This is a genomic window from Thalassotalea fusca, from assembly GCF_053485835.1.
In genome coordinates this window covers 272,935-294,696 of record NZ_JBQRUN010000001.1, presented here as the reverse complement: position 1 = coordinate 294,696, position 21,762 = coordinate 272,935, and the positions used below count along the sequence as shown (strand labels likewise).

The 21,762-nt window shown below is 40.7% G+C and carries 22 protein-coding genes; 12 read left to right on the top strand and 10 right to left on the bottom strand.

Features of this window, described 5'->3' with window-relative positions; translation table 11 throughout:
* The first annotated feature begins 325 nt into the window (after positions 1–325).
* Positions 326–1,507, top strand: a complete 1,182-nt coding sequence (locus ACSLUK_RS01280; protein WP_448546681.1) for a chorismate mutase — start codon at positions 326–328, stop codon at positions 1,505–1,507.
* 48 nt (positions 1,508–1,555) lie between these two features.
* Here the strand turns inward: ACSLUK_RS01280 and ACSLUK_RS01275 are convergent, their stop codons facing one another.
* Positions 1,556–1,984: a hypothetical protein gene (locus tag ACSLUK_RS01275; RefSeq protein ID WP_448546680.1), complete on the bottom strand. Its 429-nt coding sequence runs from the start codon at positions 1,982–1,984 to the stop codon at positions 1,556–1,558.
* Positions 1,985–2,184: 200 nt separating this feature from the next.
* Here ACSLUK_RS01275 and ACSLUK_RS01270 point away from each other — a divergent pair, with 200 nt between their 5' ends.
* The 11 genes from ACSLUK_RS01270 to ACSLUK_RS01220 all read left to right on the top strand — a co-directional run bounded on the left by ACSLUK_RS01270 (position 2,185) and on the right by ACSLUK_RS01220 (position 12,236).
* Positions 2,185–2,919, top strand: a complete 735-nt coding sequence (locus ACSLUK_RS01270; protein WP_448546679.1) for an AsmA family protein — start codon at positions 2,185–2,187, stop codon at positions 2,917–2,919.
* Between the two features lie 52 nt (positions 2,920–2,971).
* Positions 2,972–3,571 (top strand): hypothetical protein, encoded by a 600-nt coding sequence (locus ACSLUK_RS01265; RefSeq protein WP_448546678.1) that lies wholly within the window; start codon positions 2,972–2,974, stop codon positions 3,569–3,571.
* A 680-nt stretch (positions 3,572–4,251) separates the two neighbouring features.
* Positions 4,252–5,043: a hypothetical protein gene (locus ACSLUK_RS01260; RefSeq protein ID WP_448546677.1), complete on the top strand. Its 792-nt coding sequence runs from the start codon at positions 4,252–4,254 to the stop codon at positions 5,041–5,043.
* A gap of 386 nt (positions 5,044–5,429) precedes the next feature.
* Positions 5,430–5,612, top strand: a complete 183-nt coding sequence (locus ACSLUK_RS01255) for a hypothetical protein (protein WP_448546676.1) — start codon at positions 5,430–5,432, stop codon at positions 5,610–5,612.
* A gap of 60 nt (positions 5,613–5,672) precedes the next feature.
* Entirely contained in the window at positions 5,673–6,242 is a 570-nt protein-coding gene (locus tag ACSLUK_RS01250; protein ID WP_448546675.1) for a hypothetical protein, read from the top strand.
* A gap of 22 nt (positions 6,243–6,264) precedes the next feature.
* A complete protein-coding gene (locus ACSLUK_RS01245) occupies positions 6,265–6,849 on the top strand; it encodes a hypothetical protein (RefSeq protein WP_448546674.1) in 585 nt (194 codons plus the stop codon).
* Between the two features lie 33 nt (positions 6,850–6,882).
* Positions 6,883–8,115: an efflux RND transporter periplasmic adaptor subunit gene (locus ACSLUK_RS01240; RefSeq protein ID WP_448546673.1), complete on the top strand. Its 1,233-nt coding sequence runs from the start codon at positions 6,883–6,885 to the stop codon at positions 8,113–8,115.
* A gap of 41 nt (positions 8,116–8,156) precedes the next feature.
* Positions 8,157–8,840 carry an ABC transporter ATP-binding protein gene (locus ACSLUK_RS01235; protein WP_448546672.1) on the top strand — a complete coding sequence of 228 codons (684 nt, stop codon included), beginning with the start codon at positions 8,157–8,159 and terminating at the stop codon, positions 8,838–8,840.
* Positions 8,827–11,199 carry an ABC transporter permease gene (locus ACSLUK_RS01230; RefSeq protein WP_448546671.1) on the top strand — a complete coding sequence of 791 codons (2,373 nt, stop codon included), beginning with the start codon at positions 8,827–8,829 and terminating at the stop codon, positions 11,197–11,199. The genes ACSLUK_RS01235 and ACSLUK_RS01230 overlap by 14 nt, the downstream gene beginning before the upstream one ends.
* A gap of 119 nt (positions 11,200–11,318) precedes the next feature.
* Positions 11,319–11,633 (top strand): hypothetical protein, encoded by a 315-nt coding sequence (locus tag ACSLUK_RS01225; protein WP_448546670.1) that lies wholly within the window; start codon positions 11,319–11,321, stop codon positions 11,631–11,633.
* Between the two features lie 135 nt (positions 11,634–11,768).
* Positions 11,769–12,236 carry a nuclear transport factor 2 family protein gene (locus tag ACSLUK_RS01220; protein ID WP_448546669.1) on the top strand — a complete coding sequence of 156 codons (468 nt, stop codon included), beginning with the start codon at positions 11,769–11,771 and terminating at the stop codon, positions 12,234–12,236.
* A gap of 40 nt (positions 12,237–12,276) precedes the next feature.
* Here ACSLUK_RS01220 and ACSLUK_RS01215 read toward each other — a convergent pair whose 3' ends face one another.
* The 9 genes from ACSLUK_RS01215 to ffh all read right to left on the bottom strand — a co-directional run bounded on the left by ACSLUK_RS01215 (position 12,277) and on the right by ffh (position 21,584).
* Entirely contained in the window at positions 12,277–12,762 is a 486-nt protein-coding gene (locus tag ACSLUK_RS01215; protein WP_448546668.1) for a thioredoxin family protein, read from the bottom strand.
* Positions 12,763–12,886: 124 nt separating this feature from the next.
* Complete coding sequence (gene tyrA / locus ACSLUK_RS01210) at positions 12,887–14,026, bottom strand: bifunctional chorismate mutase/prephenate dehydrogenase (RefSeq protein WP_448546667.1); 1,140 nt, start codon at positions 14,024–14,026, stop codon at positions 12,887–12,889.
* A gap of 30 nt (positions 14,027–14,056) precedes the next feature.
* Positions 14,057–15,154 (bottom strand): 3-deoxy-7-phosphoheptulonate synthase, encoded by a 1,098-nt coding sequence (locus ACSLUK_RS01205; RefSeq protein ID WP_448546666.1) that lies wholly within the window; start codon positions 15,152–15,154, stop codon positions 14,057–14,059.
* Positions 15,155–15,539: 385 nt separating this feature from the next.
* Entirely contained in the window at positions 15,540–17,483 is a 1,944-nt protein-coding gene (acs, locus tag ACSLUK_RS01200; RefSeq protein ID WP_448546665.1) for an acetate--CoA ligase, read from the bottom strand.
* A gap of 483 nt (positions 17,484–17,966) precedes the next feature.
* Positions 17,967–18,320, bottom strand: coding sequence for a 50S ribosomal protein L19 (gene rplS / locus ACSLUK_RS01195; protein ID WP_448546664.1), 354 nt, complete (start codon positions 18,318–18,320; stop codon positions 17,967–17,969).
* A 13-nt stretch (positions 18,321–18,333) separates the two neighbouring features.
* Positions 18,334–19,095: a tRNA (guanosine(37)-N1)-methyltransferase TrmD gene (trmD, locus tag ACSLUK_RS01190; protein WP_448546907.1), complete on the bottom strand. Its 762-nt coding sequence runs from the start codon at positions 19,093–19,095 to the stop codon at positions 18,334–18,336.
* 18 nt (positions 19,096–19,113) lie between these two features.
* Positions 19,114–19,644, bottom strand: coding sequence for a ribosome maturation factor RimM (gene rimM, locus ACSLUK_RS01185; protein ID WP_448546663.1), 531 nt, complete (start codon positions 19,642–19,644; stop codon positions 19,114–19,116).
* A 26-nt stretch (positions 19,645–19,670) separates the two neighbouring features.
* Positions 19,671–19,919, bottom strand: a complete 249-nt coding sequence (gene rpsP, locus ACSLUK_RS01180; protein ID WP_448546662.1) for a 30S ribosomal protein S16 — start codon at positions 19,917–19,919, stop codon at positions 19,671–19,673.
* A 285-nt stretch (positions 19,920–20,204) separates the two neighbouring features.
* A complete protein-coding gene (gene ffh / locus ACSLUK_RS01175) occupies positions 20,205–21,584 on the bottom strand; it encodes a signal recognition particle protein (protein WP_448546661.1) in 1,380 nt (459 codons plus the stop codon).
* Positions 21,585–21,762: the final 178 nt, after the last annotated feature.

Below are 21,762 nucleotides of genomic sequence, written 5' to 3'. Positions count from 1 at the left end.
AGCAGACATTTTTCATTATCCATTTCCCTAAATTGTTCGCTTATTCAATTTAGGGCATAAACAGGCGTAAATTTGCATAGATAAAAAGGTTGAACAATCGCGCTACGCTCGCTACAGTAGAACCATGAAACGAAATACACGCATTCTTTTTACCCTATTTTTTATTTTCCCGGATTCGTAGGGAGGGTATTGTCGTTTCAACGTTAATAAGACAAAACCTCCACTTAGGAGGTTTTTTTATACTTGCGTATTGGCACGAATTACACGTGGTTGCGCAAGTACATTTAAAGTGTATTAACTTAATATTGAGCAACAGGAGCCGTTTGTGAACGACGAATTAGACTTGAACAAAATCAGAGAACAAATCACCCAGTTAGATCAAGATCTACTCGCCCTATTTGCCAAACGCCGTTCACTGACGTTGCAGGTAGCTAAGAGCAAAGCGCATATTGTTCGCCCAGTCCGTGACCAACAGCGGGAACAAGAACTTCTCATTAGACTCATCAAGCATGGCAAAGAGCTTGGTTTAGATGCTCATTACGTGACCAGTGTTTTCCAAACCATTATCGAAGATTCGGTATTAAATCAGCAAGCTTACTTACAAACATTGGCCAATCCTAACATTGAAATGCCAACAGTCAGTGTTGCCTTTTTAGGTGATAAAGGCTCGTACAGTTATTTAGCCAGCCACCGCTATTTTTCGCGACGCGCAGAAAACATTATTGAGTATGGCTGTCAGACCTTTGCCGACATCATGCAACAAGTTGAATCAGGACATGTTGACTACGGCATGCTGCCTATTGAAAACACGAGTTCAGGCTCAATCAATCAAGTTTACGATTTACTGCAACACACAAATCTGTCGATTGTGGGTGAAATAACTCAACCAATTGAGCACTGCTTGCTCACCGCAGTAAATACTCGACTGGAAAACATTAAAACCATTTATGCGCATGGCCAACCGTTCACCCAATGCAGCAATTTCTTGGATAAACAGCAAGGTATTAGGATTGAATACTGTGATAGCACTGCTGATGCTATGGCACAAGCCTATGAGTTGCAAGATGACACAGTTGCGGTAATTGGTAGTGAAGAAGGCGGCAAATTGTATAATCTTCACCCGCTCGAAAAATCCATCGCTAACCAATCTGAAAACCACAGTCGTTTTATTTTAGTTGCACGTAAGCCTATTGATGTTGCAGAACAAATTCCAGCCAAAACCGCCATCATATTAGCCACTGGCCAAAAACCAGGTGCTTTAGTTGAATGCTTGCTGGTGTTAAAAGATAAAGGTATCAACATGTGCAAGCTTGAATCGCGCCCAATACAAGGCAGACCGTGGGAAGAAATGTTTTACCTTGACGTTGAAGCCAACCTTAAGACCCTTACCTTGCAGGAAGCGATAACAGAGTTAACATCGCTTACAAATTTCATCAAGGTATTAGGTTGCTACCCTATCGAACATATCAGCCCGACTAGCGTTCCGAGCAGTGCCCTAGCGCAATAACCTCGGGTGCGAAAAGACGTTAAAAAGGCTTCACCGGGTGAAGCCTTTTTAATTTTCTAAAGAAATACGATTTTTCAGTTTGCGCCTTGTAACTCGCAAGCTAATCGCCACACAAGCGAGCATTATCATAGTGGGTACTGCAGCGAATAGGATCATTGATAGTAATTCAAACGCTGATATGGCGGTAAGCACTACAAAAAACAGCGATGGCACTAATACCCAAAACGGATGTTCGCTCACGCATATGCGAAACCCTCTGTGCATTACCAGTAACATCGCAATCGTAGTTACAACCGCAAATACTGCCGTTACAAGTCCTTCATAATATTGATGCACAAATATCACATGGTCATGTAATACCTCAGGTACCGGCATTTGCGCACCTACACTAACCAACCAGACAAACGAACCCGCTATCATACAGCCAAAGTTAAATGACCATAATTTCTTATTTACTGAAAACATCGGTTTATTCATATTATTCTTTTTATTGTTATTGTTATTGTTATTGTTGTTCTATTTTATTGCCCCAACTCTTATACCTCATGTATAAAGTTTGAGCAAGACGTTCAACTTTTAAACAACGCATACTAATTTTATAGATAGGTTTTGATTTAGCAGCGCAAAAGCTTACACTGATATCAATTTGTTTACGGTTTAACAACTTAGAGATAGTCATGAAATATTTATCAGCCATCGCGATTGTTATATTACTCCTTTGTGGCGGTGCCATGTGGTTCTTAGCGAGCGGATCTATCAATGCGTTCATCAAAAACCAAATTGAGACGCAAGGTTCTTCCGTTTTAGCAGTACCAGTTAAAGTTGCAGCTGTTGATATCAGGCTATCCCAAGCCGCTGGTACAATTGAGCAAGTGACGATTGATAATGTTGCAGGTTTTTCTACTAAAAAACTATATCAATTAGATCACATAACCTTAGACATCAACTTAAAAAGCCTGAAAGAATCACCGTTGGTTGTTGACGCAATAAATGTGGATGGTTCTTTACTGAACATTGAAGTAGACAGTGATGGCCGTTCAAATATTCAAGTACTTAAAAAACAAATCAACTTACCAGAAGCTTCACCGAATGAAAAAGAAGTAGAGGTCGATGAAACAAAAGACCGCAAAATCAAGATAACTCAGCTATCATTAACCAATATTAACGCTCAACTTGATCTGTCAGCATTGGGTGGCGATGTACATCAAATAACGTTACCACGCATCGCGCTTAGCAATATTGGAGGCGATAATGGTGTACCCACATCAAAATTAGGGCAGGTCATATTGGGTCAATTAGTTGATAAAATTTGGCAAGAAACCAAAGCGATTCAGTCAAAAAAATTAGAAGATAAACTGAAAAATAAGTTACAAGATAAAGTTAGCGATAAATTGAAATCACTTATCCAATAATTACAACACCAAATCATCACTATTGGATAATAGGGAAACACAGGGTAAAGCCATGTTAAAAGCACAAAAATCACTCCTTGCAGTATGCCTAAGCACTGCACTTTGCTGCAATGCTTCAGCTATAGCGGGCGAATTCGAAATCACGCCAATGTTTGGCCAGATGTTTAGTTCAGATATGCAAGGTGTCAGTAGTGACAATACCTTATCGGTAGATAATGCTGCGCACTTTGGATTAGGCATTGCTTGGCAAGAATCCCCCAATGGTCAAGGACAAATTCTCATTAACCGCGTGTCACACGACTTTACCAGTGATTTTGATAATCAAGAATATGACATCGACATAACTTACGCACATTTCAATGGCGTTGCCTTGTTTAGACAACAAAATTACATCACGACTTTTTCAATTGGTCTTGGTGGCGCACTCATTGAAGGGAATGGCGAAGAACTCTACCTATCTGCCACAGCAGCGTTTGGTACACGTTACGAAGTGTCTGACAACTTTGCCATTGTCACAGAAATTAGAGGCTACGCGACGTTAGTTGACGATGAAGACGAACTATTCTGTGAGGACAGCGTTTGCGTTGCACATTTTGAAGACAGTATGTTTTTAGAAGCCGCGGTGTCTGTTGGTATTGCCATCAAGTTTTAGTACGGCTTATTCCTAAGCATATTCTGTCATAAAGCCTCATCACTGTGGCTAGCCAAACGCGCTTTTATCGTTTCATTGATAAAAGCGTATTGGGTTTTGTACCTACAAACGTTTAACAATTGCCAATATATTCTTCCCCAATCAATTCATCTACAGGAATGCCAAAACTTTATCAAGGAATCAAACTCACTTTCCATTAATTACATAGACTCACCGCTTAAACAATCAAATCCCGAAAAAATAAAGAAGGTTGTATGGTGTACTGAATCCTTGCTCAACTGAATAATGCATACTTCATATACCGTCGCTTTGGTGATTTTTATAAACGCAGCGACTGCTGCTTTCAGTGCTGTAACCTGCTCACTGTCTCCCATTGTTAGGCAGTCAAAACAGCAGCCTGATCCAGTTACAATCTGAAAAACTAACTCTATACCTTTTGTTCATGGTGAAAGGTCTGGTTCAACATCAATTTTATATTCGCCAATAGGCAAAGTGTTTCTTTCCTATTTATCCACTCCACAAGCACATCAGATACGAATCTAGGCGAAGATGAGCAACAATTAGATTTGGGTTGAAAATGTCATTGATGTTCGATATCTATATATTTACGTTTACATTTAAAGTAACGAAAATATTTGAATTTCAGATTGAATTAAATAATAAAGTGAAGGATATATTCCATGTTAAGAACTACGTTGTTATTTATCGGAGTCCTCTCATTGGCACTTATTACTTGGAATTTTATCGAAGATGATAAATTAGATCCTAACCTTTATTCAAATACACGAGCCAACAACAACAACAACAACAACAACAACAACAACAACAACAACAACAACAACAACAACAACAACAACAACAACAACAACAACAACAACCCTCACGAGTCATCGAAAATAATGGCACAAATAAACACGGCCTTAATTTCCAAAGACACCGCCACGAAACTCAACGCCAGCAATGAAATATCGAAACCCAGTTTAGAATCAAAAACTAATCAGTTAACTTTACTCAAAGAAAATTCTATCGAGCGTAATGATCCGTATTTTTTGTATGGCGAAATATATTATGAGAAAGAACATAACTCAGATGGAACAGTTTCATTCCGCGAAATAAATATCAATACCTTTACAGATGAAGCTTATGAAATAAATGAAACGCTGTTTTATGATGAATTGAATACACTTAACGAAAATGAAACTGGCACCTTTGGGAATTACAGTAGTGAAAATGAAGAGTATGTGAGAGATGCAATTCTCTCCCTTTCTCCAAACGAATCTGCTTCAACTGACCTTATTGTATGCCGTTCTTTAAAATGCATGGCAATTGTGAGCCATGTTGGCAAAGATTTTAATATATCCGCATTAGTTAAAAAATTTAACCAACTTCCAAGTGCAAAAAATATCAACTGCGACCACGACAGGAAAATTACACATAATAATCAGCACCTTATTACCATAAAATGCGAATAGATTGACACTATATGAAATTTTAAATAAAAAAGACCAAGTTCTCGCAGAGCACTATTGTCTATTGATTTTGATTCAAGAGTTAAGCACAATGCGTTTAGTGGTTGATTTCATAACACTCTCCAATTTAGTGGTGGAAAAGTGTCAACCTTATTTAGGACGGGTCAAATTAAACATACAAAAAAGCCTGTAATAAATTTCCGCTTTAATTTCGATAGCCCTCTCAAACCCTAGTTCACAACAATTCCCTACAAAAAAACAATATTTTTTCTTCAATCACAACTTGAACATTGTCACACAAGCACGACAATCACAAACCGCTAACAAGGCATTTACATCCGTTAGCAATTTAGTTTATTGTTTAATCAACAAGGAAAAGGAACAAAGTTATGCTTAGTAAAAAAGCACTTTTGGGATTGCTATTGACAAGTTCAGTGGCGTTTGGCGTTTATGCGGCGTGTGGTGATAGCGTTTGCGGAGATAAAAATGGTGAATGGACGTGTACAGCGGAAACCCCACAAGGATTGGTAGATTGTACAGCATCTAACCCTTGTACAATTAGGTGCCCGTAACTGATTAAGCTATTGAGGTGGTGTGAAAATTTCACCACCTCTCAAAATAAGGAAATTAAAATGCCAATAAAATCGATAATATTAATAACTAAAATTGCGCTATTATCTAGCATTTCTATAGGGAATAGCTCGCTCGCAAAAAGTAACTCAGTTGAAATATTGCCAGAAAACCAGTGGCTAGCAGAAACCCTTGTAGATCCGAACGAGCATTGGTTGCTCGCTGAGCCTCGCAGATATGATACGCTTGAGCAGTTTTTTTTAACTAATAACTGTAAACTAGTATTTGTACGAGCCTATATTTACGATACTGATAAGCAACATTGGTTATCTTATGACGAAGCGGTTAAATCGTTCCCTGAAATGGCAAAAATCCTTACCACGCAAAGTTGCGATATCAAAATAACAAATGATGAACTCAGTGAGCTACTGCAATTGGATTTACCAAAGAAGAAAGGGCCTATCATGCTGTATTTTGACGTTTCACATAGTAACGATGGCACTTGGGTAATATTTAACGAAGATCAAAAAACACGCTTCCTCGCAATGCGACGTTTAGCATCAACGTTTAACGACATGCCCAGATACCTAGTACGTACCCCTAGAATAGGCTTTAAAGCACAACAGTTTTAGTAGAAACAAGGAATTGAGATTAATGCCCGCCACTATTACATTAAAAAATTTATTCGCTAATCCTAAGACTCAAGTCATATGCACAGCACTAACTGCTTGGATATTTTCTTGTGTTTCTTACGCAACGGAAGTATTACCACAAAACCAATGGCGCGCAGAAACTCGTGTAAATTCAGCTGAAAATTGGCGCATAGCAAGCCCAAAGCGATTTGATATCGTTGAAAACTTTTTCCTTAAGCATGATTGTTCATTTGTCATGGTACGTGCTTATATTTATGACTCGAAAAAACAACACTGGCTCACATATGATGAAGCGATAAGTGCCTTCCCTGAAATGAAAGAGATATTAACCACGCAAAGCTGTGACATACCTATAAATAATGAGCAGCTAACTGAAATTCTTCAGCTGGAACTGCCCCAAAAGCCAGGCTATATCATGCTATATTTTGATTTTAACCATAGCCACAAAGATGGAACTTGGACTATTTTCAACGAAGGCCAAAAGAAGCGTTATTTAGCAATGCGCAGTTTGGCAGCAACTTTTAACGAAATTCCTCGTTATCTCGTTCGAACACCAGATATTGGTTTTAAGCCACAAAAGTTTTAGTATCTAATTGCAAGCTAACAATATAAGGACGTTATGTTACAAATCCCCTCTTCTGATACATGGTTTCAACGCTACCGACCCATCTTAGTTGGCGGTATCTTAGTGTTGGTGCTAATAATTGGTACTTGGCTCGCGTGGCAAGCACTGGCAAAGCCTTCTACATCACCTATTAAACTGGCAACAGTTAATACCGGTGATGTAGTCGACAAAATAGTGGGTTATGGCCGGCTTAAACCACGCAGCAACACCAGCATAATCGCCCAGTCTTCAGGTCGCATAAGCGCCATCCACTATTATCCTGGTGCAAAGATTACCAGTGGCACGATACTCTTTGAAATGCAAAATCCAGAGCTTGAACGCAAAAAGCAGGAAGCGGAACTTGAGCTGTTAAAAGCCAAGGCGACGTATGAATCAGCAACAGCAAAACTGCAACGGGAAGCATTATCTCTGACCAATGATATCGACATGGCGCAAAGTGACATTCGATTCGCAGAAAAAGAAATGAGCACGCTAACTAAGCTGTATAACCAACAGTTACTGAGTGAGCTTGACTATTTGCGGGCGCAAACCCGTTTAGAGCAGTCAAAGTTAACATTGAATCTTGCCAAGCGCAGTCAAGCTTCCTTTTTGCAATCACAAGCTGCAGAAAAAAAAGCGATTCAATATAACTTACAGGCAGCTGAACAGGCGTTGGCATTGGTTAATTATGACATTGAGCAATTACATATTACCACTGAACAAAACGGGGTATTACGCGACGTTAGTGAGAACGTTGCAATAGGTAAGCCTATTTCTAAGGGCGAGGTGTTGGCCGTTTTAACCGATCCCAATAGTCTCTATGCAGAGTTTTCGGTCGCCGCAACTGAAGCTAATCGTATTAACATTGGTGATACTGTTTCCGTTGATGTAAGAGGCCAACATGTCGCTGGGAAAGTACTGAGAATACACCCATTGGTAGAAGCGAATCAGGTCAGAGTGGAAGCAACAATCGAACAGACACTCCCTTCAAATGCGCGAGAAAATCTAGACATTTCTGCCAACATCATCGTAGCCAAAGCTCACAATAGCATTCGAGTTCAGCCGCCATCATTTATTGCTCGCAGTAACAGCAGCTACGTAGTAACAGTAAAAAATGGTAACGAAACAGAGCAACGCACAATACAAATTGGCGTATTAGCTAAAGATAATATGGAAGTGATTTCCGGACTTTCTATTGGTGACAAAATTCTGCTCGAAACGCCAAAAAGCACAGCCCAAACAAATTAACAATACCAATATGTTTCACTTTCCCGCGACAGGAGTTACTTATGGAAAGCCTTATTCAACTAAATAACATCAGCAAAGCATTTCCTCAGGGAAAATCTCTGCATCGTGTACTTGAAGATATTAACTTAACCGTTAAAGACGGTGAAACAATTGCTATTCTTGGCCCGTCCGGTAGTGGAAAATCGACTTTGCTCTCACTTATTGGCCTATTAGATGACTACAACCAAGGTGAGTATAAACTTAGAGGCCAATCGGTTTCTGACCTAAGCAAACGACAAAAAGGAATTTTACGCAATCAACATATTGGTTGGATATTTCAAAACTTTAACCTTATTGCCAATATGACAGTGCTCGAAAATGTTGTGCAACCAATGCGTTATAACAAAAACATTGCCAACAAAGATTACCAGTTACGTGCAGCAGAAGTGTTAGCCCAAGTAGGTTTAGCAGATAAATTAAATATGAGCCCAAGTCAGCTATCAGGAGGACAGCAACAACGGGTTGCTATTGCGCGCGCTCTGGTCAACAAGCCACAGCTAATTCTCGCTGATGAGCCTACTGGTAATTTAGATTCGGCTACAGGTCAAAACATTATCGAATTGTTACTATCGCTAGCCGAACAAGGCGCAACGGTCATCATTGTCACCCACGACAACAATATCGCCAACCAGTGTAGCCGGCAGATTCGCATTCACGATGGAAGTATTCATCATGACAAGCAATAATCTTTTATTCGACGTCCAATGTGAATGGCGACGCTGGCGCGGTCAATACGCGAAATTAAGCCTATTGTTGTTGGGGTTTGCCCTATTATCAGCGCTACTAGCCATTGCCCTGCGACTTGGTGTGTTACTTTTTGATGAAGCACCACAATGGACCAATACTCAAGCTCATCTGTATACCATAGGTCAACAGCACAAAGACGGCCGACTTGAAGGTGTCAATCGACTTACCATTGATGCTACAGCAGAGCTTGGCGATATAGAAAACGTCAATTGGTTTATTTACAACAAGTATCGACTAGACCTTAACCAAACGCCGTTACCTGAAACAAGTATTTTAACCTTTGATCCTCAAGCCATTGATGCGCTTGGAATTGACTTAGGGATTGAATCACCTGACTTAACACAAGGAGCATGGATCTCAGAACGATTCTGGCGAGAACATCTAAAAAGTGCGCCTAACCTTATCGGGCAATATTTACACAATGACCGTATTCCGAATGGGATAATAATACATGGCATCTTACCAAAACAGCTCAACAAAATAGGCCCTTGGCAACCCGACATTTGGATGCCCGCTTACTATTTGAAGTTTCGTACACCATTTTCTGGTGACATGATGGTTGATCGTTTCTTGCGAGCCGCCCCCTTTTATTTTGGTGTGATTAGTGCGAGCAAGCCGATTTCCCCAGCATATGTTGTCGACAAACTTAACAGTATGGACTTAACCGTTAAAGGCATGTCTATGCGTGGATCAGGTTCTACTTTAACCGTACTAAAAGGAATCAATTTCGATCCGGTTGCTCACAATGGTCTCACCGCTATTTGGCAATTACTTCTATTGTTAATCATAGGCTTAGGTTTAGTATTAACGCTGAACTTTGTTTCTGTTTGTTCAAGTCGCGCCATCATGTTTAATGATGATTTTCGCATATTAAAAATACTCGGTTCGACCAACACTCATTTACTGAAGACCGCTGCAATAACAACAATATTGAAGTTAGTAATAATCATGTTTCTGTCTGGTGGATTCACTTTCGGTATAGCAAGATTTATTTCACAACTCGATAGCTATCAATTACTCGTAGGAAGTCTTCCTTTAAGCATCGCTAGTTCACAACTTTTTTCTGCGTGGGTACTCATCGCATTGATCCTGTTTATTTGCACTATGCTACCGTTCTTAAAGTTACGTAAACAATCCATGTTTAGCCGACTGACCAACACCAGCTTAACTTTTATGCAGCGTTTAACAGGTCAATGCACGCTGGTATTTCAGTTGGCAGTAGCGCTTATCGCTTTGAATGTGACCTTAACCATTGCATATCAACAATGGCTCAATAGTTCAAACAGCACAGTCGCAATGTCTAGTATGCAGTTAGTTAGCAAGCAGAAAAACCAAGGTTTAGCATGGCAACAGGTAGTTAATGGCGAAGTGCCGCAAATATCCAGAAACAACGTTGCTGTTGCAACCGCAAGTTTTGACAACATGCATGCAGAATTACTCGAAGACACCAGACTAAGTCAACCAACTTCGTTTGACTATAATCTTGTCAGTCATAATTATTTTGATGTCCTTGAGATCCCGCTGATCACTATGCCGAAGAATTGGCAATCAGGTATCGTAATTAATAAAGCGGCGGCAGAATTATTAAGTAACAATGAAAACATTAATGGCTTGCTGGGTACTAGTATCACTTATCATTTAACCCAGTCTACCCACCCTATTGTTGGTATTGTTGAAAACGCACCACATCAGGGGAAAAGTAAAAGTGCTAAGCCTACGTTTTATGTACCACTCACCGCTGAACATGCCGTGAATAGACAACAATTTGTCTTTCATTTTGCCGACACTCATCAGCAAAATTCTGTCGTACAAAATCTTCTCACTTGGCTAACCGAACAATCAACTCAAGTGGATGTTTTGCCAGTTAGTTCTATCGAACAGGCGTTAAGTAAACATGACAGGAGTAACCAGCAATTATTGCTCTTTTCAATGTTTGTGGTATGTCTCATTGTAAGCTGCGTATTGGTAAGTTTGTGGTATCAGATTCGTGCTTATATCGCACTCGAAAAGCAACGTTTGGGCGTATTCTTAGCCTTAGGTGCGTCAGATTTTCGCGTTATGATGAACATTATGGCCCACGCAATGCTTGCGTTTGCAATTGCCGCACCTATGACAATGTTTAGTTTTAATTGGCTAATAAATAGGGTGAATGAATCGAGTAAAATTGCGCTCACGTTTCATGCGGAAGTTTTTGCACTAAGCAGTATCACATTGCTATTGATGTTAACACTGTCAGTAATGATTCCCAGCATTCGCTTTACACGTACTCCCATCAGTAAAATATTGCGGTCAGAATGACGAGAAATTTGTATAATTTTGTTATAAACTGAGTTGCATTAATAACAATAATGCAAAAATGTAACGGCTATAAAGTGTTACTAACACAATAACGCTTTATGGCCTGATAATTAAATCTCATGGAAGTAAGAATTTCACGCCCCAAACAATATCAGGACGCAATGCGTAATTATCAACTGTACGCCGATGATAAAAAGCTCATTGAAATAGCGCCGAACTCCACGCAAACTATTAATATTCCAGATTATACAAAGTACCTTCAGGCAAAGATCGACTGGTGTTCGAGTCCCAAATACTATTTGGACACTCAAAAACAACGCACACTTGTCGTGAAAAACACTGTGCATGGCAGTTTATTCAAGTCGGTATTTCTGTCACTGTATTACATTACACTTGGCCGCAAAAAATACCTCAAGATAGAACAAACGGATTAAGTCATTTAGGCTATTCTAGTGAGTTCATTCGATTGCATAAGGAGTTATCGAGTGAACTTTTGTTACACTTTCCGTATTGCTTCGTGATGGCGTAACGCATAATTTCTTTGTTCTATGCAACTACAAGGAACAATTATGCGCGCTATCTACATAGTGTTATTTACAGTCTTTTTCTACGCATTGCCCGCGGCGGCAAGTGGTCAGGAAACTAAGAATGAAAAGGCAATTAAACGCGCCGTACTAGATTACATCGAAGCTCAACACCATACTGATCCAACATTATTTAAGCGCGGTGTAGACGAAAAACTGGCAAAGCGCACTTATTGGCGCACATCGTCTGGTAAGGAAACAGTCTTAGAAACAAGCTTCGAGACAATGATAGAAGTCGCCAAAACTTATAATCAGCATGGCGACAAATTTCCCAAACAGCCACGCGTTGACGTGGACATTCTCGACATCGACAATCGTGTTGCCTCGGTTAAACTCACGGTAGATGAGTGGATTGATTACATGCATTTGTATCAAACACAACAAGGTGATTGGAAAATTGTTAACGTGTTATGGCAATATCACGACCAAAACAAACACCAAAGTCAAAAATAGTGCCGTAAACCGTAATTATGTAATTAGCCTACAAACAGGCTTAGTTCGTGAAGATGATCTTTTCTAAATCATCCACCAGTGAGACTTTTGGTCGTTCTATAATTCGGCCAATCTCATGTTCATTGTTATAAACGACTATTGTTGGGGTGAATTTAACCCCTGCTAACTTGGCAAGTGATTGCGGATCTGATTTGGTGCGATCTAGCGCTATCCATGAAAATTGGACATTTAGCGAAGCTTCTGCAATTCGAAATAGTTTAGGTACTTCACGCTGGCTATCATGACACCAAGTACCAAAATATACGCTCACATTAATATTTTCAGGCCAATTTGCAACGCGCTCAGCATCTTCACTTGTTAGTTGAAACGTCTGATAATTGTCGTTAAAGGTTTTAAACTCACTTTTTATACCTCCCGTTGTAACGTGGCCGATGGCGTCGTCAACATCATTACTAGAAGAATAGCAATCACTAGAGAATATTAACGCAACAGCAAATAACACAGAGGCGAAAGTGACTTTGTTCATTTTGATTCCGATAGAGCTTAAATTAATTGAACGGGTAGCGTAACGAAAACACGGACAAAACAAAAGCTTTGTCCGTGCTCACGACATTCGTGTTTAAATGTCCGTATTTTTGGTGAATAACAAGCTAATGCTTTTTCAACTCATCCGCTTTTAACAGCATCGCTTTGCTTTCATGAAGAAATAATTCCGCATAGTCGCCAAACCAGTCAGCAACTTGCTGGAACATGCTCACAAATGCCTCTTTGTCGCCAAGTTCAACATCTTCAAGTAATTCCAAAAACCGATAGGCAAAGCGCTTCATCATGGCAATATTATCTTCATTTGAAAAAATGATATCTGTGTACAAAATAGGATCTTGCGCAAAAAGCCTACCAACCATAATAAGCTCTAACCGATAGATAGGTGAACTCATCTCAACCAACTGAGAGATATCTGCACCTTCTGTCATTAAGTGATAACCGTAAACAATAGTTGAAAAATGGCGCATGACTTGTACCATTGCCATCGCTTGATCATGAGCATTTGCACACACTGGATATATTTTGGCGCCCCACACCTGACACTGCTCTAGCAACCAATGGTATTTTTCCGGGTAGCGGCCTTCACATGCAATAATCGTCTGCTTTACCAGTCCAGTGACGTCAGGACCGAACATGGGATGAAGCCCAACAACCGGCCCTTGATGAATTTTAAGCATTTCATAAAGCGGGCTTTCTTTTACACTGGTGACATCCGCTAAAATACAATCTTCGGGCAAATTGTTTAGCTTTTGAATAATCATGGAAGTGAGTCGAATTGGTACCGCAACAAGCACTAAGTTAGCATCTGCTAGGATTAACTCGCTGTTGGCCCAATCTTGCTGTTCCAAAACAACAACCTTGTAGTTTGAGCGCTTGAACAAATCAACGAATATCCGACCCAATTGACCATTCCCGCCAATCACAACAACTTTCTTGCATTCAGGTTCTACACAACGATAACCGCTAGCGTCTTGGCTAATATAGGAGTCACGCATCATTCTTCGTAAAATATCTTCAATGAGCTCCGGAGACACGCCTTCGGCAAGCGCTTGCTCACGCCTTTGATGAATCAGAGCCTGCTCCCTTTCAGGTGCGTAAATTGGCATGCCATATTGACTCTTTAGCTCACCAACTTTAGTAGTAATTGCCCGTCGCTTAGCCAACAATTGCACAAGTGAGCTGTCAACGTCATCAATTTCTGCCCGCAATATTGCAAGCTCTCTGTCAAATTCTGCTTTATCCATTAGCTACCCTTTCAATTTGTTTGACATAGCTTAATCATTTATTCTTGATCGCAATGCGGTACGAAGCTTGGCATTTGCTTTTTCAATAAGTGTCGTGGTCGTTTCAAAATCAATACATGCATCCGTAACCGAGACACCATACTGCAATTCTTGCTTAGGCAGCTCAGCACTTTGATTGCCAGCATGCAGATGACTTTCGAGCATGATACCGATTATCGAGTGATTCCCTTCAAGAATTTGATTAAATACATTGTCAGCAACAAGTGGTTGACGGCGGTAATCCTTATTTGAATTTCCATGTGAGCAATCTACCACGATCCCCGGCTCTAAACGGTGGTTTTGCAATGACTCTTCACACAAAGCAACATTCACCGAATCATAGTTTGGCTGCGCACCACCACGAAGAATCACGTGGCCGTCTGGATTACCCGATGTTTTGATCAATGCTACTTGTCCTTTGCGATTAATCCCCATAAAACGGTGTGAAGACGCCGCCGACTGCAGCGCATTAATCGCCACATCTAAGCTCCCATTAGTACCATTTTTAAAGCCAATTGGCATTGACAAACCACTGGCCATTTCACGGTGCGTTTGCGATTCAGTTGTGCGAGCGCCTATTGCCGACCAACTAAACAACTCTGCAAGATACTGGGGGCTGATAGGATCAAGCGCTTCAGTTGCCAAAGGCAATCCTAGCTCAGTTAAGTAAATTAGTAACTCACGCGCTTTACGTAAGCCAGCTTCAACATCGAATGAACCATCCATGTGAGGATCATTGATCAGCCCTTTCCAACCAACCGTTGTTCTGGGTTTTTCAAAGTAAACACGCATTACAATGTATAGCGTATCACTGTATTTATCATGTAACGCTTTAAGTTTGCGTGCATACTCTTTCGCCGCCTCAACGTCATGTACAGAGCAAGGACCTGTGATCACCAAAAGCCGATGATCTTTATGATGAATAATGTCTGAGATTGTCTTACGTGCCTGTAAAACAAATAACCGGCCAGATTCGGCCAGCGGTAATTCTTTTCTCAACGCTTCTGGTGTAATTAGCACCTCTTCAGCGTTTACGTGTATATCGTTTAAACGACTCTTGTGTTTAGGTTGCGTTTGTTCAGTTGACATAGAAATTTCCATTGATACAGCAAGCTTAGTTTAAATATAGATGAAGAAAGTTAGTCAGGAGACTAACAATAGAATGAAAGGTAATAATAAAATCGCGCTGGAAGCGCTACTGTGCGTAATTCTTGTTTCATTATTAAAAGTTTCAACAAATAGTGTCTTCGAATAGGGTGAATACATTCTTAAATTGGCTTTGTGAAATGTTCGCTCTTGAAATCAACAGCAACACCGTAAAGATAACTCCACAAAAACCGTAAAATATATATTACACTTGAGGCTTTTTGACGTACAGTCTTTTTTCACAATTTTTCAATTGGTTATTTTATCTATAAAAAAAGCGCCATATTTGGCGCTTATCGCTTACTATAACCTTTTGTAAAATAGAGGTTTACTGATGAATAATGCGATTATCGATAAGGTGCTCGACAACTGCAGGGTCAGCTAGGGTTGATGTATCTCCTAGATTAGATAGTTCATTTTCAGCTATTTTACGCAATATTCGACGCATAATTTTCCCAGAACGAGTCTTAGGTAACCCCGGCGCGTATTGAATGTAATCAGGCTTAGCAAATCGCCCAAGTTCTTTTGCAACAAACTCGGTAAGTTCCTTGATAAGTTCCTCTGATTCTGTCGCATTGTTCATGAGCGTAACGTATGCATATACACCTTGCCCTTTGATTTCATGCGGATAACCAACCACAGCAGCTTCTGCCACAGCAGGGTGAAGCACTAATGCACTTTCAATTTCCGCAGTACCTAATCTATGGCCGGAAACATTAAGCACGTCATCAACACGACCAGTGATCCAATAAAAGCCATCGGCATCACGCTTTGCACCATCGCCAGTAAAGTAGTTGCCCGGATATTGGCTAAGATAGGTTTCATAGAACCGCTCATGATTGCCGTATACTGAACGGAGCTGACCTGGCCAACTTCCTGTCATTACCAATAACCCTTGGTTGTCACCTTCTAACGTATTACCATCTTTGTCAAAAAGCGCAGGTTTAACGCCAAAGAATGGTTTTCCTGCAGCACCGGGCTTCATGTCTACTGCTCCCGGTAACGAAGTAATTAAAACGCCACCCGTTTCTGTTTGCCACCATGTATCAACGATCGGGCAATTTCCCTTACCCACAATTTCATAGTACCAATGCCAAGCTTCTGGATTGATTGGTTCCCCCACCGTACCCAATATACGGAGAGAAGATAAGTCAGCACCATTAACGAGTTCGTCACCTTGGCTCATCAACGCACGGATTGCAGTTGGAGCCGTGTAAAAAACATTTACCTGATGTTTTTCACAAACTTGCCAAAAGCGACTTGCATCGGGATAAGTAGGTACTCCTTCAAACACAAGCGTGGTTGCACCGTTTGCCAATGGACCATAAAAGATATAAGAATGTCCGGTAATCCAACCAGCATCCGCAGTGCACCAGTATATTTCACCATCTCGATAATCAAATACATATTTGTGAGTCATCGCAGCGTATAGCGAATATCCGCCACAAGTGTGTAACACACCTTTAGGTGTACCCGTAGATCCAGAGGTATACAGGATAAAGAGTGGATCTTCTGCATCCATGACTTCAGGTTCACAAACCGCTGGTAGCTTTACAACTTCTTGCTGGTAATCCACATCAACTGCATCATTCCAAGCAACCTTACCACCAGTGCGCGCAACGACAACAACGGTATGAACCGCGTCATTGTCTTTTATCGCCGCATCAACATTGCTCTTAAGAGGAATAACACGCCCACCACGCACACTTTCGTCGGCCGTTATAATGACGCGCGCGTCGGCATCCTGAACACGTGCTTTTATTGACTCTGTCGAGAAACCACCAAAAATAACCGAATGAATCGCACCTATACGCGCACACGCTAGCATTGCATAGCCCACTTCAGGGATCATTGGCATGTATATACAAACTCTATCACCTTTTTTGACACCACGGGCTTTCAAGAGGTTTGCGAACCGACAAACATTATCATGAAGCGCTTGATAGGTAATTTTTAAATCGTCGGTAGGTTCATCACCTTCAAAAATTATGGCTACGTCGTTTGCTTTTGCTGGTAAATGGCGATCAATACAGTTGTAACTAACGTTTAACTTACCGCCCTCAAACCACTTAATATTGGCAGACGCAAGATCGACATCCATGACTTTGTCCCAAGGCTTATACCAATCCAAAAACTTTTCCGCTTGTTCAGCCCAGAACACTTCAGGTTGTTCTATCGACTGCTGGTACATTGTTTCGTACGTTTCAGCATCAATATAGGTATGTGCTTTCGCTTTTTCAGTCACTGGGTATTTTGCTAATAATTCCTTCATATCAATCTCTCTAACATGCCATATCTTTTATAATTTACGCCGTATGTTAATGAACTAACTCAGCTTTTTATGAGAATTTTTATTTTGAACCTAAGATTGTAGTCCATCATAACGAATTAATCGGTTCGCGCATACACAACTAAAGCCGAATTTTTTGCGCTAATTTATAACTACTTTGCCTATTCATTGTACTTAACCCTACCACTAGACGACGATAATGACAACGCTGTCATGAGATTTACCGATTAACACGAGAAACGAATAACACAATGACAAGGTGTCGCATAATGTGATGAGATAACTCTGGGTCGGAGTTAATAAACGGAAAGCTCAACTTGAATTCAACTGCAAGTCTATGTTTAGTTGATTCCGCCCTTTGGCTTTACGATCCCTTTGCTTTAAAAAAAACAGAAAACAAAAAACCCTGTGTGAATAATCACACAGGGTTTTTCTAAGCTGTAGAGTAATTTAGTTAAACTAAAATTACTTCTTAGCCAACTTCTCTTTGATACGCGCAGAACGACCTGAACGATCACGAAGATAGTAAAGCTTAGCTTGACGTACGTCACCGCGACGCTTGACTGTAATTGAGTCAACTAACGGGCTATGTGTCTGGAATACACGCTCAACACCTACACCGTTCGAGATTTTACGAACAGTGAAAGCAGAATGTAAGCCGCGGTTTTTAACAGCAATAACAACACCTTCAAATGCTTGAAGTCGCTCTTTATCACCTTCTTTAACTTTTACTTGAACTACAACAGTATCACTTGGTGCGAATGCTGGTAGGTCTTTCTTCATTTGCTCTTGTTCGAGCTCTTTAATAATGTTACTCATATTTACCTTCTTCCTAGGATTCACAGTCAGTGGAATGTTGTTGCTTGATAGTTTCAAGCATCTTTTCCTGTTCTGCTGTCAGAGCTAGGTCAGTTAATAGTTCTGGTCTTCTAAGCCAAGTTCTTTCTAATGACTGAAACTGACGCCACTGTCTAATGTGTTCATGATTACCACTTAACAACACTTTCGGTACTGATTTACCATCAAGTACTTCAGGTCTTGTATAGTGAGGACAATCTAACAATCCATCAGAGAAAGAGTCTTGCTCTGCCGATTGATTATGTCCAAGCACTCCCGGAATCATGCGGGCTACCGCATCAATTACATTCATCGCTGGCAGTTCACCACCACTTAAAATGTAATCACCGACCGACCATTCTTCGTCTATATCAGACGCAATTAATCGCTCGTCTATTCCTTCATATCGTCCGGCTATAAAAATCAGACAATCATCTTGTGCTAATTCACAAACACCAGTTTGATCGAGTTTCCGTCCCTGAGGCGATAAGTAAATGACCTTAGCTTTTCTGCCATCATCTTCTGCGGCTTTTTTCGCAGCGTTTATGGCATCTCGTAATGGTTGTACCATCATCAACATACCTGGACCACCGCCATAAGGACGGTCATCAACAGTTCGATGTCGATCATGAGTAAAATCTCTCGGATTCCACTTGTGAAATTCGATCAACCCACTACGTATTGCTCGGCCTGTCACCCCATACTCTGTGATTGCATCAAACATTTCAGGGAATAAGCTAATAATCCCTATCCACATTTTACTGCCTGCCACGAGTTAAAAACCTGGATCCCAGTCAACACAAATTTGTTTATTTTCAATACTAACCGACAATACCACTTGTTCAAAAAGATAAGGAATTAACCGTTCTTTTTTCCCAAAGGCATCATTACGATTAGCCTTAACAACGAGCACGTCATTCGCGCCTGTCTCCATAATGTCAGTGACTTCACCAAAGTTATAACCTTGTTCACTAACAACCGCCATACCGATCAAATCACGCCAGTAAAACTCACCGTCAGGTAATTCAGGTAAAGCCTCGCTGTCTACAAATATCTCAGAGTTAACAATCCCTTGGGCCTGTTCTCTATCGTCGATACCTGCAAATTTAACGATTAAGCCATTGTTGTGCTTTCGCCAATCAGTTACTTCAACACGTTGTTCATTATTCCCTAATTTTAATGACCAAGGGAAATAGTCCAATATTGCTTCTGAGTCATCTGTAAACGAGTGAACTTTAAGCCAACCCTTAACACCATAGACAGAGCCTAATTTGCCCAGGATTACTTTATTTTCTGTACTGCTCACATCATCTCCCAAAAACTACTAGTTAATTAAGCAGCCGCTTGCGCGTCTTTAACTAACTTAGCCACACGATCAGATAATGCAGCACCTTGGCCAACCCAATGGTTAACGCGGTCTAGGTCTAAACGTAATTTCTCAGCTTGACCTTGTGCTGATGGGTTGAAGAAACCTACTTTCTCGATGAAACGACCATCGCGAGAGTTACGGCTATCTGCAACAACAACCTGATAGAATGGACGCTTCTTAGCGCCACCACGAGCTAAACGAATGGTAACCATATCGCCCTCTATTTATTTAAGTTAAACGGATTTTCCAGACACTTCCTATCGCCTGAGCGACAGAAAAGCTCGCGTATTCTACGCTTTTTGCTCAAAAAATCAAGCATTGCTTTGAATTACTCGCTAAAGAATTACTCAGTCCATCAGAAAATTAAATTACTATTCCATTTTAGGCTAAGTTAAGAATTATGCGCGATCTAGAATGTGGCTAAAATGCCAAATTTCGTAGCTGTAGAAACAAGAAAAGCAACCTAAGTTGCTTTTTCTTTGCATTAAAACCTTGAATTAACGGCCGAACATACCACCGCCCATGCCACCCGGTGGCATCATGCCTTTCATACCACGCATCATTTTTTGCATGCCACCTTTACCCGACATTTTCTTCATCATTTTCTGCATTTGGGTAAATTGCTTGAGCAATTTGTTCACATCTTGAATTTGCGTGCCTGAACCGGCAGCAATTCTGCGTTTTCGTGACCCTTTGATAATTTCAGGACGCGCACGTTCCGCTGGCGTCATTGAATTGATAATCGCTTCCATACGAACCGTAATTTTATCATCCATTTGATCTTTGATCTTATCAGACATATTGCCCATACCCGGCAACTTGTCCATCAAGCCCATCATTCCGCCCATGTTTTTCATTTGCACAAGCTGCTCACGAAAATCTTCTAAGTCGAAGCCTTTGCCACTCTTCACTTTCTTGGCAAGTTTTTCCGCCTGCTTACGATCAACTTTTTGTTCTACTTCTTCGATGAGTGACAAAACGTCGCCCATACCAAGAATTCGAGAAGCTACACGATCAGGATGGAAAGGTTCAAGCGCTTCAATTTTTTCGCCAACCCCCATAAATTTAATTGGTTTACCTGTGATATGACGAATCGACAGCGCTGCACCACCACGCGCATCACCATCAGTTTTCGTTAAGATAACACCAGTTAATGGCAATGCATCGTTGAAGGCCTTAGCGGTATTTGCCGCATCTTGACCTGTCATAGCGTCAACTGTAAACAAGGTTTCTACAGGAGCAATCGCGCTATGTAACTCCTGAATCTCCCCCATCATGTCTTCGTCGACGTGTAAACGACCTGCCGTATCCACAATCAACACATCAAAAAAGTGTTTCTTCGCGTGATCAATCGCAGCATTAGCGATATCGATTGGCTTTTGCTTTATATCACTAGGAAAAAATTCAACGCCTACTTCATTGGCTAACGTTTCAAGTTGCTTAATAGCTGCTGGTCGATAAACGTCAGCACTCACTACTAATACTTTTTTCTTTTCACGTTCTTTTAGGTATTTTGATAACTTAGCAACAGAGGTCGTTTTACCCGCACCTTGTAAACCCGCCATCAACACAACAGCAGGCGGTGCAGCTTTCAGGTTCAGTGATTCATTCACCTCACCCATGGCATTTTCTAACTCAGTGCGAACGATTTTAACGAATACCTGACCGGGCGTAAGGCTTTTTGAAACATCTTGTCCGACAGCACTTTCTTTAACTTTGCTAATAAATTCACGCACCACAGGCAACGCAACGTCTGCCTCTAGCAATGCCATACGCACTTCGCGTAAGGTATCTTTGATATTATCTTCAGTCAGTCTTCCGCGACCGCTGATATTTTTAAGCGTTTTGGTTAAACGATCAGATAGATTCTCAAACATGAAACTCTCTATGTATGGCAAATGAACAAAAATAACGCCTTATTATACGCAGTCGAAAAGCAAACGAGAATAGCTAATGTTTAATCAATGACTTTTTTAGCACCACAAGGCCGATTATTCAGCGTCATTTATGAATTTATGATCAACTAAATTGTGATATGCTGCTTTTAGAGTGTTT